General features: G+C 63.3%; 15 protein-coding genes and 1 tRNA gene. 11 read left to right on the forward strand and 5 right to left on the reverse strand.

Going from position 1 to position 15,039, the window contains the following annotated elements:
- Positions 1–36: 36 nt before the first annotated feature.
- The gene (locus HMPREF2912_RS07235) at positions 37–1,782 is read right to left on the reverse strand and encodes a pyruvate dehydrogenase (RefSeq protein WP_070532332.1); all 1,746 of its coding nucleotides are present in this window, start codon (positions 1,780–1,782) and stop codon (positions 37–39) included.
- 169 nt (positions 1,783–1,951) lie between these two features.
- Between HMPREF2912_RS07235 and HMPREF2912_RS07240 the strand changes: the two genes are divergently transcribed.
- Both HMPREF2912_RS07240 and HMPREF2912_RS07245 read left to right on the forward strand, forming a co-directional pair.
- Entirely contained in the window at positions 1,952–3,451 is a 1,500-nt protein-coding gene (locus HMPREF2912_RS07240; RefSeq protein WP_070683722.1) for an MFS transporter, read from the forward strand.
- Positions 3,438–3,965 (forward strand): TetR/AcrR family transcriptional regulator, encoded by a 528-nt coding sequence (locus HMPREF2912_RS07245; RefSeq protein ID WP_070683724.1) that lies wholly within the window; start codon positions 3,438–3,440, stop codon positions 3,963–3,965. Before HMPREF2912_RS07240 ends, HMPREF2912_RS07245 begins: the two co-directional genes overlap by 14 nt.
- A gap of 29 nt (positions 3,966–3,994) precedes the next feature.
- Here the strand turns inward: HMPREF2912_RS07245 and HMPREF2912_RS07250 are convergent.
- Positions 3,995–4,067: transfer RNA gene (locus tag HMPREF2912_RS07250), tRNA-Thr, on the reverse strand.
- A gap of 186 nt (positions 4,068–4,253) precedes the next feature.
- Between HMPREF2912_RS07250 and HMPREF2912_RS07255 the strand changes: the two genes are divergently transcribed.
- The 5 genes from HMPREF2912_RS07255 to otsB are packed head-to-tail and all read left to right on the forward strand — an operon-like array spanning position 4,254 to position 9,060.
- Positions 4,254–5,930: a threonine/serine exporter ThrE gene (locus tag HMPREF2912_RS07255; protein ID WP_070683739.1), complete on the forward strand. Its 1,677-nt coding sequence runs from the start codon at positions 4,254–4,256 to the stop codon at positions 5,928–5,930.
- 50 nt (positions 5,931–5,980) lie between these two features.
- Entirely contained in the window at positions 5,981–6,340 is a 360-nt protein-coding gene (locus tag HMPREF2912_RS07260; protein ID WP_070524555.1) for a hypothetical protein, read from the forward strand.
- Positions 6,341–6,342: 2 nt separating this feature from the next.
- Positions 6,343–7,764: an alpha,alpha-trehalose-phosphate synthase (UDP-forming) gene (locus HMPREF2912_RS07265; protein ID WP_070683726.1), complete on the forward strand. Its 1,422-nt coding sequence runs from the start codon at positions 6,343–6,345 to the stop codon at positions 7,762–7,764.
- Entirely contained in the window at positions 7,761–8,285 is a 525-nt protein-coding gene (locus HMPREF2912_RS07270; protein WP_070683728.1) for a hypothetical protein, read from the forward strand. Before HMPREF2912_RS07265 ends, HMPREF2912_RS07270 begins: the two co-directional genes overlap by 4 nt.
- A gap of 31 nt (positions 8,286–8,316) precedes the next feature.
- Positions 8,317–9,060, forward strand: a complete 744-nt coding sequence (gene otsB, locus HMPREF2912_RS07275; protein ID WP_070683730.1) for a trehalose-phosphatase — start codon at positions 8,317–8,319, stop codon at positions 9,058–9,060.
- On the opposite strand, the gene HMPREF2912_RS07280 is transcribed toward otsB, so the two are convergent.
- The gene (locus HMPREF2912_RS07280; RefSeq protein ID WP_070683732.1) at positions 9,057–10,142 is read right to left on the reverse strand and encodes a LacI family DNA-binding transcriptional regulator; all 1,086 of its coding nucleotides are present in this window, start codon (positions 10,140–10,142) and stop codon (positions 9,057–9,059) included. The genes otsB and HMPREF2912_RS07280 overlap by 4 nt on opposite strands.
- Before the next feature lie 72 nt (positions 10,143–10,214).
- Between HMPREF2912_RS07280 and HMPREF2912_RS07285 the strand changes: the two genes are divergently transcribed.
- From HMPREF2912_RS07285 to HMPREF2912_RS07300, 4 genes are read left to right on the forward strand one after another with little or no spacing between them, the layout of a single operon-like run.
- Positions 10,215–11,318 carry a metal ABC transporter solute-binding protein, Zn/Mn family gene (locus HMPREF2912_RS07285; protein ID WP_070683734.1) on the forward strand — a complete coding sequence of 368 codons (1,104 nt, stop codon included), beginning with the start codon at positions 10,215–10,217 and terminating at the stop codon, positions 11,316–11,318.
- Entirely contained in the window at positions 11,319–12,020 is a 702-nt protein-coding gene (locus HMPREF2912_RS07290) for a metal ABC transporter ATP-binding protein (RefSeq protein ID WP_070522825.1), read from the forward strand.
- Positions 11,998–12,960 (forward strand): metal ABC transporter permease, encoded by a 963-nt coding sequence (locus HMPREF2912_RS07295; protein ID WP_185963225.1) that lies wholly within the window; start codon positions 11,998–12,000, stop codon positions 12,958–12,960. Before HMPREF2912_RS07290 ends, HMPREF2912_RS07295 begins: the two co-directional genes overlap by 23 nt.
- Before the next feature lie 9 nt (positions 12,961–12,969).
- Entirely contained in the window at positions 12,970–13,809 is an 840-nt protein-coding gene (locus HMPREF2912_RS07300) for a CE1 family esterase (RefSeq protein WP_070522820.1), read from the forward strand.
- Positions 13,810–13,842: 33 nt separating this feature from the next.
- On the opposite strand, the gene HMPREF2912_RS12685 is transcribed toward HMPREF2912_RS07300, so the two are convergent.
- Together HMPREF2912_RS12685 and HMPREF2912_RS07305 are read right to left on the reverse strand one after the other, a co-directional pair.
- On the reverse strand, positions 13,843–14,124 hold the full coding sequence (locus HMPREF2912_RS12685; protein ID WP_080550367.1) for an ATP-binding cassette domain-containing protein: 282 nt from the start codon (positions 14,122–14,124) through the stop codon (positions 13,843–13,845).
- Between the two features lie 305 nt (positions 14,125–14,429).
- Positions 14,430–15,039: AAA family ATPase (locus HMPREF2912_RS07305; protein ID WP_070683741.1), on the reverse strand; the 610-nt coding region annotated here is incomplete at its 5' end.

Raw genomic sequence — 15,039 nt, forward strand, 5'->3', positions numbered from 1 at the left:
GCCCCCTTTTAATGTGTGGCGCTTAACGCCGGCACATTAAAAGTCCTGCGGGCGCGGGATGTTGCGCAGGTTGGACTTCGCCATGGTGAGCATCTGGCCCACGCCGCCGCCGAAGACGGTGCGGGTTGCCGCCTTCGAGAAGCCGAGCAGCTGCTCAAAGGTCAGTGTGGGTGGCAGGGAAAGGGCGTTGGGGTCGGTGACGACGTCGATAAGCGCAGGCCCGTCGTAGGCCAAGGCCTCCTTGATGAGGCGCGGCGCTTCCTTCGGGTCCTCGATGCGGAAGTGCTTGATGCCCGCGCCCTCCGCAATTTTGGCGTAGTTCACGTGCTCGTGGTCGGTCTCGTGCTCCGGGAGGCCCTGGACCAGCATCTCCAGCTTGACCATGCCGAGGGAAGAGTTATTGAACACGAACATCTTCACCGGCAGGTTGTGCAGCTTCACTGTAAGCAGCTCGCCCATGAGCATGGACAGTCCGCCGTCGCCGGAGAACGTAATGACCTGGCGGCCCGGGTTCGCCGCCTGCGCGCCGAGGGCCATCGGCAGAGCATTGGCCATGGTGCCGTGGCGGAAGGAACCAATCTGCTCGCGCTTACCATTCGGGGTGATGTAGCGCGCGCCCCAGACATTGCACATGCCGGTATCGACGGTGAAGATGGCGTCCTCATCGGCCTGCTGATCGATGAGATCGGCAATGTACTCCGGGTGGATCGGGGTGTGCTTCTCCACGCCGGAGGTATAGGCCTCGACAACGTGATTCAGCTTGTCGTAGTGCTTCTTGAGCATCTTGTCAAGGAAGGAGCGGTCCTTCTTCTCCTCCACGTGCGGCAGGATGTTCTCAATGGTGGCGGCGACATCACCGGTCACCGGGTACTTGATGCGGGTGCGGCGGCCGATGTGGGAGCCGTCGATGTCAACCTGCGCCACGTTGGCATCCGGCAGGAAGTCGTTGTAGGGGAAATCCGTGCCCAGCAGGATGAGCAGGTCTGCTTCGTGGGTGGCCTCGTGGGCTGCACCATAGCCGAGCAGGCCGGACATGCCGACGTCGAAGGGGTTGTCGTACTGGATGTACATCTTGCCACCCAGGGCGTGGCCGATGGGGGCCTTGATCTTTTCGGCGAGCGCGAGGACCTGCTCGCGGGCATTCTTCACGCCGGCGCCCACGAAGAGCGCAACGGTCTTGGCCTCGTTGATGGCCTGGGTCAACGCGGCGGCCTCGGCAGGATCCGGGAAGACCACCGGGCTGCCGGCGGAAATAACAGAGGAGGTGAAGGTATCATCCTCGGCCTCCTGCGTGGAGACATCGCCCGGGATAACGAGGACGGACACTCCCTTGCCCGCCATGGTGCTCTGGATGGCATGGTGCAAGACCACGGCACCTTGGTCAGCGGAGTTCACCATCTCGCAGTAGCTCGAGCACTCTTGGAAGATGGCCTCCGGGTGGGTCTCCTGGAAGAACTTCGAGCCGATCTGGCGGGAAGGAATGTGGCTGGCCAGGGCGAGAACCTTGGCGCCGTTGCGGTGGGCGTCGTAAAGCCCCTGAATAAGGTGCGTATTTCCCGGGCCGCAGGAAGCGGCGCACACGGCAAGGTTGCCGGTGGTGAGGGAATCGGCCTCCGCAGCAAACGCTGCGGCCTCCTCGTTGCGAACGTGAACCCACTCGATAGAGGACTTCCGCACTGCGTCCACGATGGGGTTGAGGGAATCGCCGACGAGGCCGTAGATGCGTTTCACACCCTGGGCTTCCAAGGTTTCTACTAATTGTGTGGCGTAATTGCGTGCCATGATTTACCTCTCTAACTTTTGCCGTTAACGGCCCCCAGTGTTCCCCCTTTAAGGCGCGTTTCGCCACCATAAAGCTGACTTCTCACGTCCTAGAAACTTTGTGACTGCGACAACAACTCGACCTTCTAAGCTTTGAAACTGTAACGACCGTTCGCTATAGTTTCGAACCATGTCAGACCTCCACGTGAAAGCCTCCGCCGAATCCCTCCGCGCCTCCGCTACGCGCCGGTGGACCTTTTTTGGCGTCATTTCCCTGGGCCTGCTCATGATCGGCTTGGACAACTCAATCCTCTACACCGCGCTACCGGTGCTCTCCGATCAGCTCCACGCCACCTCGCTGCAGCAGCTGTGGATCATCAACGCCTACGCGCTCATGCTGGCCGGCCTCCTGCTGGGAACCGGCACGTTGGGCGATAAAATCGGGCACCGCCGCATGTTCGTCATCGGCCTGTGGATCTTCGGCATCGCATCACTGGCCGCAGCGCTAGCGCCCGGCGCGTGGGAATTAGCCGCTGCTCGCGCCTTTTTGGGCCTCGGGGCCTCCATCATGATGCCCGCGACCCTCGCTCTCATCCGGTTGACCTTTGAGGATGAGATTGAGCGCAATACAGCCATCGGCATTTGGGGCTCCATCGCCGTCGTGGGTGCGGCGGCCGGCCCGACGCTGGGTGGCTTCTTGCTGGAGCATTTTTGGTGGGGCTCAGTCTTCTTGGTCAACGTGCCCATCGTCATCATCGCGCTCATCCTCACGGCCTTCCTCGCCCCGCCGAATATGGCGAACCCGGCGAAGCACTGGGATTTCCTCTCCTCGCTGTATGCGCTCATCACGCTGGCCTCGCTGATACTCGTCATCAAGTCGGTGGCCAGCGCCCACCTCAACGCCATGCTCATCGGCGGCGCGCTAGCCGCCTGCCTCATCGGCGCCATCCTCTTCACCCGCCGCCAGCACAAGCTGGAGGAACCACTCCTCACCTTCGATATTTTCCGCTCCCCCATCTTCAGCGGCGGCGTCTTGGCTGCGGCGGGCGCCATGTTTGGCATGGCCGGACTAGAGATGACCACAACGCAGAAGCTCCAGCTGGTGGACCTGTATTCCCCGCTTCATGCCGGGCTCATCATTTCCCTCATCGCGCTGGCCGCACTCCCAATGTCCGCGTTGGGTGGTGCCAACCTCCACCGTTGGGGTTTCTTGCCGATCATCGCCGGTGGCTTCCTCTTCATGGCGGCGGGCATCGGCTGCGTGGTGTGGGGCGGCACGCACGACATCTTCCCCGCATACCTGGCGGGCCTATTCATCACCGGTATCGGCGCGGGGCTTGTCATGTCCGTCTCCTCCACCGCCATCATCGGCGCCGCCCCCGCCTCGCGCTCCGGCATGGCCGCCGGTGTGGAGGAGGTCTCCTATGAATTCGGCACGCTGCTCTCTATTGCGATCACCGGTTCCGTACTCCCCATGGTGTACAAGATCGGTCTGCCCGAGGACGTCCAAGACCTAGGCATGGAAGCGCTCCACAACCCGGCGCTCGCGGAGGTTGCCGGCCCCGCCTATACCGACGCTTACCTGGCCACCGCCGCAGGACTCGGCGTAGTCATGCTCGTCTTCGCCGCGGTCACCGGCTGGTGCTTCCGCACCAACCCCACGTCAGGAGGTGCCGATGCCTCGCACTAGTAAAAAGGTCGAAGCGCTCGACATGGCGCTCACCATCATCGAGAAGGACGGCGTCCACGCGCTCACTTATGATTCCTTGGCCACGGCCACGGGCATGAGCAAGTCTGGGCTCATCTACCACTTCCCCTCCCGGCACCAGCTGCTCATAGACTGCCATTCGTTGTGCGCGGAGCGCTGGGAGGAGGAGCTTATCGCACTCTCAGACGGCAAGACGGCCGAGGAATTAAGCCCGCGCCAGCGCTACCGTGCCGCGTTGGAATCAATGGGCAAAAATGATCCGCTCATTGAGCTGCTGATGTCCATCCACGCGCAGTCACATCCGGATTTTCAGAAGGTGTGGAGGGATGTCGACCAGCGCTGGATCCCCGATCCCGCCACGGAGGATGAATCCGTGGTACTCGCAATGGTGATAGCAAACGGCCTGTGGGTCCACGATCACCTCACCGAGCGCCCCCTGCCGCCGCAGCGACGCCGGGCGCTTATCGACGTCGCCCTTGGCCGCCTCGCCGACTAAGAAAAATGGGCCATAAAAAGGCCCTTTTGAGCTGGAGACGAGACTTGAACTCGCAACCTACGCATTACAAGTGCGTTGCGCTACCAATTGCGCCACTCCAGCACCGCGGCTAATCCGCTAGAGGGAATCGTACCTGAGACCACCCCGTGGAAGGAAAGCCAGGGTGCTTGTGCTGCGAAAAAGCGAGTGTGAGGACCCCGAAAAGCACTGGCAGGTGCATAAATCGGCGGCAGTTACTAAAGTGCTGACTTACCGAACCCAGAAGTGTTGATGAGGTCTTTCTTTTCCGTGTCTGTTCTTTCTTCCTTGCGCCAGCGCCTGCTGTACCGTTCGGCCCCCGTCGCCACCATTGACGCCGCGAAGGCCGCACCACCGCCCTCCCCTCTTGCCCCGGTCGATCTCACCGACCCGGCCCAAGTCACGGGCGTCATGGAGATCGCCGCGCGCGTCGGCGAAATCCTGATTGCGGCTGGCTCCGCCAATACGGACGTCCAGGCGCAGATTCACCTCGTCGCATCCTCTTATGGTCTGCACTACTGTCACGTGTCCATCCTGATGAACACGATCACTATCCACACGGCTATCGGCACGGGCCCGGACCGGCGAAACCTCCACGTCTTCCGCGTGGCGCCGAGCATCGCCGTGGACTTCACCAAGCTCTCCGCCGTCGACCGCCTCATCCGCTCCATCCACTCCGGTGCCACGCCGCCGGCCATAGCGGAGAAGGTCCTGGATGATATCGACGCGATGAAGAACCCTTATTCCACGACCACCATCGTCAGCGCCTGGGGCGCCATGGGTGGGTTTATCGCCGTCATGCTCGGTGGTGATCTCCTCGTCGGCGTCATCACGTTCCTCATTTCGGCGCTCATCATGGGTACGAACATGTTCCTGGCCGGCTACCGCTTGCCGCCCTTCTATCAGAACCTCGTCGGTGGCCTGCTTGCCGTTGTCCCCGCGGCCATTCTCTACAACGTCTTCGCGGGTTTTGGTATCCACATTCTGCCCTCCCAGATCATCGGTTCGGGCATCATCGTGCTGGTGGCGGGACTGACCTTGGTGCAGTGCCTGGTGGACGGCATCACGCGCGCGCCCGTGACCTCCTCCGCCAAGTTCTTCGAGGCCCTCATGTCCACCGGCGCCATCATCGCCGGCGTGGGCCTGGGTATCCAGGTTGCCTCATGGGTGGGCTTTAGCCTGCCGCCGCTGGCGACGCTCGCGCCACCCGTCTATCACCAGATCCCGCTTCTGGTGCTGTGCGGCGGAATCGGCTCCGCCGCCTTCGCGTTGGCCTTGGGGGCTTCGTGGTCGGAGGTCACCATCTCCGGGCTCACGGCGGCCGCCGGTATGGTTTTCTACTACTTCCTCGTCGTCTTTTTCGGCGTTGGCGCTGTCGTCGCCTCCGGATTCTCGGCCGTGGCGGTAGGCCTCGCGGGTGGTCTCCTTTCCCGCCGCTACATGATGCCACCGCTCATCACCATGATCGTGGGCTATACCCCTATGCTTCCGGGCCTGACCTTGTACCGCGGCATGTACGCCATGCTCAACGAACAGCTCATCACCGGCCTGACCAACCTGGCCAGTGCGCTTGCCATTTCCGGCGCGCTCGCCGCCGGCGTGGTCTTTGGTGAGCGCGTCGCCCGCCGCCTGCGCCGCCCGCAGTACTTCCGGCCTTATACCGCCTTCAAGCGCCTGGGAACCTTTTCCTTTTCGCGGGCCACCCGCTTGGCACAGCGAGCACGCATCCCCCGCGTCCCCATGTCCCCCTTCGCACCGCGCCACAACCTGCCGGCCCCGCCGCCGCAGTATGGCCCCAAGCCACCGACGCCCGCGCAGCAGGCGCGCTTCCAGCAGGGTGATGCCGTCACGGACATGTGGCCCGTCACCACGGAGTTTCCAGCGCAGCGCCCCACCTACACGGTGCCCGGCAAAGATGACCCGAGCGCCCCATCGGCGTCGCAATAGCGTAGAATAGCCGGTCTGAAAGCTTTCACACTTCATCCCAGGAGGACTCCGTGCCACCAAAGGTCACAGATACTCAGCCAGCGGCTGACCAGACTCATGCAGTAGAGGAAGAGACCGCCCGCGCCGCGCGCCGCGTCGTCGCCACCTATGCGGAGGATTTCCTCGACGGCGTGACCCTCATGTCGATGCTGGGCGTCGAACCAGAAGGCTTGGTCCACCGCAAGGTTTTGGCCGAGCAGGCCGATGCTGCTCCGAAGAAGAGCAGCAAGAAGGCCACGAAGAAGGCCTCCAAGAAGTCCACAAAGAAGACAACCAAGAAGGCTACGAAGAAAGCCACCAAGAAGGCCACGAAGAAGTCGACCAAAAAGGCTACAAAGAAGGCAACTAAAAAGGCCGCGAAGAAGGCCTAGTTATGTCTGGGCGCAGCAATAGCTTCGTAGTCGTGGCCAACCGGCTGCCGGTGGACCTCGAAACCGCCGCCGACGGCACCCGCGAGTGGAAGGCCTCCCCCGGTGGCCTCGTCTCCGCACTTTCCCCTGTCCTAGAGGAACACCAGGGCTGCTGGGTAGGCTGGCCCGGCGTGGCCGACGAGGCGCCCGAGCCTTTCACCACCGACAACGGCGTCCTGCTTCACCCGGTGCGCCTCACTCAAGAGGATTATGAAGCCTTCTACGAGGGCTTTTCCAATGCCACCCTGTGGCCGCTCTACCACGACCTCATCGTCACCCCCGTCTACAACCGCGATTGGTGGGACGCTTACCGCGAGGTCAACCTGCGTTTTGCCAACGAGGTAGCGGCTGTCGCCGCGGAGAATGCCACGGTGTGGGTTCAGGACTATCAGCTGCAGCTCGTGCCCGGCATCCTGCGCCAGCTGCGCCCCGATCTCACCATCGGCTTCTTCCTCCACATCCCCTTCCCCTCCCCGGATCTCTTCCGCCAGCTGCCGTGGCGTGAGGAGTTGGTGCGGGGGCTTCTCGACGCCAACCTGATCGGCTTCCACCTCGAATCCAACGCCCGCAATTTCCTAGAGCTCGCCCGCGCCCAGGGCCTGAAGGTCGAAGGTGAAGTGAGCACCCGCGCGGTCACCGCGCGCATCGTGACCAGTAGTGGGCATTCCGTCGGAATCGGCGCCTTCCCCATCTCCATTGCGGCGGGTGAGTTCGCTGAAGGCGGTGATGCGGGGGACATCGCCAAGCTGCGCGCTGAGTTGGGTAACCCCACGCACGTCATTTTGGGAGTCGACCGCCTCGACTACACAAAGGGCATCCTGCAGCGGCTTACCGCCTTCGAGGAGCTCCTCGAAACCGGGGCACTGGACCCAGACGAGGTAACCTTCGTGCAACTGGCCACGCCCTCGCGCGAGCGCATCGACCACTACCGCGCCACGCGCTCGAAGGTGGAGGAAGCCGTAGGCCGCATCAATGGGCGCTTCGGGCGCCTCGGTGCGCCGGTGGTGCACTACCAGCACAGCTCCGTTCCGAAGGAGGTCCTGCGCCGCTACTACAGGCTCGCGGACATCATGCTGGTCACGCCCTTCAAGGATGGAATGAACCTCGTAGCCAAGGAATACGTGGCCTCCCACGGCGATGGCTCCGGCGCGCTCGTACTCTCCGAGTTCGCAGGTGCGGCGGCAGAGCTTACTCAAGCTAACCTGTGCAACCCCTTCGACATCGAATCCATCAAGCGCGCCCTGCTCTCCGCGGTCAAGGCGCTGGAGGAATCGCCTGAGACCATGCGCGAGCGCATGACTGCCATGAACGAGCAGGTGCGCCAACATGATATTGCTTTGTGGTCGCAGTCCTTCCTCGGCGCGTTGGATCAGGAGGAAGCATGATGCGACGCCGCCCCGCCGCAGCGCTCACTGCTGTGCTCGCCTCGGCGCTGCTCGCAAGTGGCCTCACCGGGTGCGGCTCCGCGGACGAGGAGCCCACGCCGCGCGGCGATGATCGCATCGTGGGCAAGGATTGGCAGGTCATCAACCTTTATACCTCCCCGGACGCGCCATCCTCCCTCCCAGCCGATACCGCGCAGGTGCCGCACATGAGCTTCGGTGAGCACACTGCCGTGGGCTCGACCGGCTGCGTCCCCTTCACCGCCGAAGTCTCCTTCCACAAAGGGGACAAGGCCTCCACGATCTGGGAGGGTGACGTGATGAGGGTAGAAAAAGCCACCTACGAGAGCCCACCGAACGGTGAAGACTGCGAGGGCTCGGTCAGGTGGGCCGATTCGCTGATGCGCAACCTCATCGCCGAAGGCCATGAATTCGACTTTGCGCTCAACCCCAACAACCAGCTGGTGTTGACACTGCGCACCGATAAGGTGGATTCACCGATCATCCGCATGTCCTCGCTCTAGCGCCGAAATTTTCAGCGCTAGGGTGGGAAACATGATTGATGCTCTCGCCTCCGCCGAACACCTCGCGGTTGTGTCCGACTTTGATGGAACCCTAGCTGGCTTCGCCCGAAACGCTTATGACGTGCGCCCAGAGCAGCGCTCACTCGATGCCTTGGCCTGCCTTGCGGCGCTCCCGCACACCACCGCCGCAGTACTCTCTGGCCGGCACCTCGACGGCCTGAAGCGGGTGTGCCCATTGCGCGAACCGGTGCTCTTTGGCGGTTCCCATGGAGCCGAATCCTCGTGGGAGGAATCCTCCTTAAGCCCAGAGATGAAAGCCCATCTGGCCAAGAAGGAAGAAGAGCTGAAGGAGATCATCGCCCGCCACCCCGGCGCGAAGCTGGAGGTTAAACCCTTCCAGCGCGTGCTGCACCTGCGCGCACTAGAGCTGCAAGACCCGGACGCCGCGGCCGCCGCCTATGCGGAAGGGGCAGCGTTAAGCGCCGATGGCTTCCCCAAGACAGAAGGCAAATGCGTCGTCGAGTTCTCCGCAACGCAGGCCACGAAAGGCACGTGGATTGAAAAGCTTCGCCAGCGCGTCGGCGCCACAGCGGTGGTCTTTTTAGGCGATGACACCACCGACGAAGACGGCTTCGCCGTGCTCAACCAGCCGCCGGACCTCGGCGTCAAGGTCGGCGAGGGTGATACGCAAGCGGCGCTGCGCCTACCAGATATCGCGGCGGTGACAGAGTTCCTCGAAGAACTCGCGTCCGCCCGCGCGCAGCACAGCTCTTAAGCCCCAGCCGGGGCCACTGTGCGCCCGGGGTGGAAAGACGTCGAAAGCAACGTGCGCGGCGCACCACCGTCGCCCTCAATGAGGCCCGCCAACATGCGCCCGGCCGCCGCCCCCTTCTCCTTATTCGGCTGCACGACGGTGCTCAGTCCCAGCGCTAGGGCCGGCGCGATGCCGTCGAATCCAGTGACGGAAAGCTGCTCTGGAACAGCGATTCCATGATCGCGGGCATAAGCTATCACCCCGAGCGCCATCGAGTCCGTCGTGCACAGCACCGCGGTGAGTTCGGGGTGGGCGCTCAGCAACTCTTCGGCTGCCGCATAGGCGGTGCGCGGGTCGTTGATGTGGCGCGTCACCACGGGGATATCTGAAGGATCGAGGCCCGCCTGCGCGAAGACGTCCAGCGCCCCCAGCACGCGCGAGCGCTGGACGTGCATGTCCGCCGCGGCGAGCTGTTCGGCCGTCACTTCGCCATCAAGGCGCTCACGGTGCAAGCGGATGGTGAGGATGCCGATGCGGGTATGGGAGGCGTCGACAAGCGCCTGCGCCGCCGGGGCGATCGCGGCGCGGTCGTCGATGCCCACGAAGGGCAGGCCCGAATCCGTGGGCTGGTCACAGACCACCACCGGCAGGCCGCGGCGGCGCACGGCCTCCAGATAAGCATCGCCCGCCGCCACGGAATAGACCACGAAGCCGTCAACCGCCGCCGACCCTACGAGTTGCGCCGCCTGGGCATCGTTGGGGGCGCCCACGGTATCCGGGCCGGCGGGGATCAAGGTAAGGGTCGTGCTCGCCCCCGCTGAAGCCTCCGCCATTCCGGCGAGGAAGTCCACAGAAGCCATGTCCTCGAAGGCATAGGACAGGTGCTCGGTGAGCAGGACCCCCAGCGACCCCTGGCGGCGCGTGCGCAGGCTGCGCGCGGTGGGATCCGGGCCGGTGTAGCCGCGCTCAGCCGCGGCAGCGAGGATGCGCTCGCGGGTGGCAGGCGCCAGCTGGTCCGGGCGGTTATACGCGTTGGACACCGTGGTGGGCGAAACCCCGAGTTCGGCGGCCAGGGAGGCCAGCGTCGTACTGCGTTTGGACATGACGGTAAGACTACCCGTTTTCAACTTATTATCATTTGACAACAATTTTCACTAAAGCGTAGAAATAGGGACATGACCACTTCCCACTCACGCCGTGCTTTCCGACGTCCCACCGCTCTCCTCTTCGCCGCCACCCTGGGTGCCGCAGCGCTGAGTGCCTGCTCCTCCGGTGATGACAGCGCCGCCGGCGGCTCGGATGCCGGCTCCGACAAGGAGACCATCCACGTCGTGGCCTCGACCTCCATCTGGGCCGACGTTGCCCAGGCCGTCGTCGATACCGCACAGACCGACGTCAACATCGACGTCCGCCCCATCGTGAGTGGCAATGGCGTGGACCCCCATCACTTCGAACCCACCGCGGCCGACATCGCGCGCGCTAACGACGCCGACGTCATCATCGCCGGTGGCGGCGGCTACGACGCATGGCTCTACCAGGCAGTCAAGAACCAGGACGAGATCATCCACGCCCTGCCGCTGACCGCGCATGACCATGGCGATCATGATCATGGAGAAGAACACGACCATGCGCACGAGGAACACGCGCATGACCACGACGAACATGGTCATGACGAGCATGACCATGGAGAAGGTCATGATCATGACCACGCTCACGAAGGCGAAACCGTGACCATGGACGAGGCCAAGAAGATCGCCGCCGAGCACCCCGAGCAGATCACCAACATCGATGGCAACGAGCACGTGTGGTACGACGCCGCGGCCATCGAGAAGGTGGCGACCGACGTAGCCAATCTCGTCAACGAGGCCAACCCGGAGGCCAAGGCCACCGCCGATCCTCTGGTCGAGCGCGTGGAGGGCCTGAAGGCACGCATCGAGAAGCTCCCGCAGCACAACTACGCGCAGACCGAGCCCATCGCGGACTACATCTTCAAATACACCGAGAGCACCGACGCCACCCCGGAGGGCTTCCGCAAGGCCACCGTTGCTGAAGGCGAGCCCACCGCCGCCGACCTGGCGCACTTCCTCGAGGACATCAAGCAGGACAAGATCGACCTGCTCATCTTCAACCCGCAGACCGAAACCGACATGACCAAGCGCATTCGCACCGCCGCCGAGGACAAGAACATCCCGGTCGTCGAAATCGGTGAAACCCCGCCGGAGAAGACCAACTTCCTCGACTACTACGAAGAAGTCGTCAGCGCACTCGAGGCCGCATAAGTGCTCATTTCCTTTAAGAATGCCGCAGTAGAACCACTGTGGTCTGACATGAACCTCGCCGTAGACCGCGGCGAGTTCATCGCCGTTTTAGGCCCCAATGGCGTGGGCAAGTCCACGCTGCTGGGAACTATCCTGGGTACCCGCCAGCTCACCGCGGGCAGCGTGGACGTCGCGTGCCGCGTGGGCTTTATCCCACAGCAAAGAATGTTCCCCCAGGACCTGCCCCTGCGCGCCCGGGATCTGGTGTCACTGTCCCTCGCCCACGGCACCCTGCGCAACCGACGGCCTGCTCGGGGCCGCGTCGACGAGCTCCTCGCCGAGGTCGGCGCCACCGGAATTGCCAACCGCCGCGTGGGCCAGCTCTCCGGCGGCCAGCAGCAGCTCATCCGCCAGGCGCAAGCCCTCGCCAACGACCCAGAACTCATCCTTGCCGATGAGCCGCTGCTGTCGCTGGACCCGGGAAGGCAGCAGGCGACCGTCGAGAAGCTCAATGCGTGGCGTCACGAACGCGGCACCTCCATCCTCTTCGTCACCCACGGCATCAATCCCGTGCTGGGTGTGGTGGACAAGGTGCTCTACCTCGCGCCCAACGGGCACATGTTCGGCACGGTGGATGAGGTCATGCGCTCGGAGGTGCTCTCGGAGCTGTACGGCTCGTCCGTGAAGGTCCTCAACGTCGATGGGAGGCTCATCGTTGTCTAAGTTCCTCGAGGACACCCAGTACCTGCTGGGCGTCGATTTCGTACAGGATGCACTGGTTGCTTGTGCGCTGCTGGGCATCCTGTCCGGAGTGATGACCTCGCTCATCGTGCTGCGCCAGATGTCTTTTTCCGTGCATGCCACCTCGGAGCTCGCGCTCATGGGTGCGGCCGCAGCGCTGTTGTTCGGACTGAACATCGGCTTCGGCGCGATTGCCGGCGCCATCGTCGCCGCCATCATCCTGGCGGTGCTGGGCTTGAAAGGCCAACAAGACAGCGCCATCGGCGTGGTCATGAGCTTCGGCCTGGGCCTCTCGGTGCTCTTTTTGCACCTCTACCCCGGCAACGCCAAGACCGCGATGACGCTCCTGACGGGACAAATCGTCGGCGTCTCCTCCGCTTCGGTGTGGTTACTCGCCGCCACGACCGCCATCATCGTCGCCGTAGTGGCGCTGTTCTGGCGCCCGCTGCTCTTCGCCTCTGCGGATCCCGTCATGGCCCAAGCCGCCGGCGTGCCGGTGAAGTCCCTAGCGGTCTGCTTCGCCATCCTCGTTGGTCTGACGGCCGCGCAGTCCGTACAGATCGTCGGTTCCCTACTCGTCATGGCGCTGCTCATCACCCCGGGCGCAGCGGCGGTACAGATTACCTCCTCCCCGCTGCGCGCGGTGGTGTGGTCCACCATCTTCGCGGAGGTCTCCGCCGTGGGCGGCCTGGTCCTCTCCCTGGCGCCGGGCCTGCCCGTCTCGGTCTTCGTCACGAGCATCTCTTTTGTTATTTACCTGGTCTGCCGCGGCATCGGCTGGGCTCGCAGCCGCAAGGCCGTCCGCGACGACGTCGCCGCCCGCCGCGCCTCCCAGGAACACTTCCGCGCCGCCACCGATCGCGCCGACGCCGAGACACACCACACCTCGACGCACGATGAGCACTGCGCGCATCAGGATTAGGCTAGATGCGTGACTTTGGAACGCCGTAGCCTCGAATTACAAGACCGCACCCGCACGTACCTCGTGTACCGCCCGAATGATGACGTCGAGCGCCAGAGAGACCTCCTCCTGTTCTTCCACGGCTCCCTGCAATCCGCGAACGTCATCCGCCGCTTCACTAACGGCACGTTCGATGACCTCGCCACCCGCCACGGCATGCTTGCGGTCTACCCCACCGGCGTGGAACAGCACTTTAACGATGCCCGCGCCACCCTGCCCGTCGCCGCGCGCGAGCTGGGCATCGATGACGTCGCCTTCACGCGCGCCATCCTCGACGAGCTGCGCGCGGAGCAGGAGATTAGCCGCGTGTTCCTCTGCGGCTTCTCCAACGGCGGGCAGATGGTTATCCGCTTGCTTTTCGACGCCCCCGGGCTTGCCGATGCCGCCTGCATCTTCGCCTCCACTCTCGGCGCCGGCGCCAACCATGCGCCCACCAATCCGGACTCGGCGTACCAACCCACCCCGGTCATGTTCGTCCACGGCACGGGCGACCGGCTCGCGCCCTATACGGGCGGAACGGCGGGCATTGACCCGAAGCGCACCCGCGGTGCCGTCACCGGCGCGCAGGAGAACGCCGCACGCTTCGCGGAGCTCAACCATGCCGCCGGCCCAGAGCGCACCCACCTTTTCCCCGACACCGTTGTCGACCGCTGGGAGCCGGCAGACGCCACCGGCGCGCCGGTCGAGCTCGTGAGCGTCGAGGGCATGGGCCACGTCATCCCGTCGGGCAACGAGCTGGACCCACGCCTGGGTAAAAACACGGATTCCTTCATCGCTGCCGAGCTCGTGGAGGAATTCTTCGGGCTCTAGACTGCACGTGCGCCCCATCGTGTCTCACTCCACTCAGCCCCAACCTCGGGTCGAGGCCGTTCGTAGGTGAGCGTCGAGAAGCAATAATTGTGGATTACCGACCAGTGCTTTGGCGATTCCTAGACGCTGTTTCATACCGAGCGAAGCATGCTCGCAGGAAACACTGTGGTGCAATGAAAGGCCTACAAGGGATAAAAGATCCTTCAGTTCATCATTCAGTGAACCTTGTTGTAGTGGTCGGCAATGTCGTTGACGATCGCGTAGAGGTCGCGTTCCATCGCGTAGGTTTTCTTTTCTCGCGTACTGACTAATCACACTTGCGACCCGTTGTTATCTAGAGAATTATTACGTCCCAGCGTGATGTTGCACACGTCTGTGCATGTATGCACTCTCGATGTCACGGTTTGCTGGCGAAGATTCTTCAAGTTACCCGCAGCTGAATCTGTACAAGGTGAAAACGGCAGGCAAAGGACCGAGTTGTCCTCGTCTCTAAGCCGTGGAACCCCAATCCTCCAGAACCTTGTATTCGGCACACGCACGCAATCTGAATGTTCAAGATGTGAAGTACTGGCCAGCAACCAAGAAGTAAAGATCGCCATCCAGCTTTCTCGGCCCTGAATCTAGCATCCGGAGGCGTAGAGAAACTCACGCAACGACTGAAACGCCAGCGTCTGTGTCACGTCGCGCAGCTCAAGGAAGAACCCATCTTCTGTAATTTCAACAATCCGCGCACCGGGGATGGCTGCCACAATCGGCGAGTGCGTCACCACGATGAACTGCGCACCCGCCTCCGCGGCGCGATGGATTTCCGCCATGAGCGTCATCTGCCGCACGAGCGAAAGCCCAGATTCCGGCTCGTCGAGGATGTAGAGCCCGCGCCCATCAAAGGAACGCTGCACGACGTCCATGACGGACTCGCCATGCGACATCGCGGTCGAACCAACGTTGTAGTGCGCCTCCGCTCGCAGGAAGTAGCCGTCCTTGGGCGCGGTACCTAGCCGCAGGCTCGCCCACCTCCGGAGGGGATTGATGGGACCGGCGGAGCGCTGCACACCCCATATCCCACCGCGCTCAGGAAAGCCGTACTCGAAGGCAATGCCCTCGGCGAGCGTCGACTTTCCTACCCCGTTGTCCCCGGTCAGCACGGTCACCGGCGCACGCAGGTCCAGTCCTTGGCGTCGCAGCGCCACGAAACCGGCTCTTCCGGTTTCGGGGTGCGTAGCGGGGTGA

Origin of the sequence: Corynebacterium sp. HMSC056E09, assembly GCF_001813425.1 — a bacterium.
Lineage (GTDB): Bacteria > Actinomycetota > Actinomycetes > Mycobacteriales > Mycobacteriaceae > Corynebacterium > Corynebacterium hesseae.

Excerpts from the sequence above, each read along its gene's own strand:
- HMPREF2912_RS07265 (WP_070683726.1), top strand. The coding sequence starts at position 6,343 with ATGTCTGGGCGCAGCAATAGCTTCGTAGTCGTGGCCAACCGGCTGCCG.
- HMPREF2912_RS07245 (WP_070683724.1), top strand. The coding sequence starts at position 3,438 with ATGCCTCGCACTAGTAAAAAGGTCGAAGCGCTCGACATGGCGCTCACC.
- HMPREF2912_RS07270 (WP_070683728.1), top strand. The coding sequence starts at position 7,761 with ATGATGCGACGCCGCCCCGCCGCAGCGCTCACTGCTGTGCTCGCCTCG.
- HMPREF2912_RS07240 (WP_070683722.1), top strand. The coding sequence starts at position 1,952 with ATGTCAGACCTCCACGTGAAAGCCTCCGCCGAATCCCTCCGCGCCTCC.
- HMPREF2912_RS07295 (WP_185963225.1), top strand. The coding sequence starts at position 11,998 with ATGGGAGGCTCATCGTTGTCTAAGTTCCTCGAGGACACCCAGTACCTG.
- HMPREF2912_RS07285 (WP_070683734.1), top strand. The coding sequence starts at position 10,215 with ATGACCACTTCCCACTCACGCCGTGCTTTCCGACGTCCCACCGCTCTC.
- HMPREF2912_RS07280 (WP_070683732.1), bottom strand. The coding sequence starts at position 10,142 with ATGTCCAAACGCAGTACGACGCTGGCCTCCCTGGCCGCCGAACTCGGG.
- HMPREF2912_RS07235 (WP_070532332.1), bottom strand. The coding sequence starts at position 1,782 with ATGGCACGCAATTACGCCACACAATTAGTAGAAACCTTGGAAGCCCAG.
- otsB (WP_070683730.1), top strand. The coding sequence starts at position 8,317 with ATGATTGATGCTCTCGCCTCCGCCGAACACCTCGCGGTTGTGTCCGAC.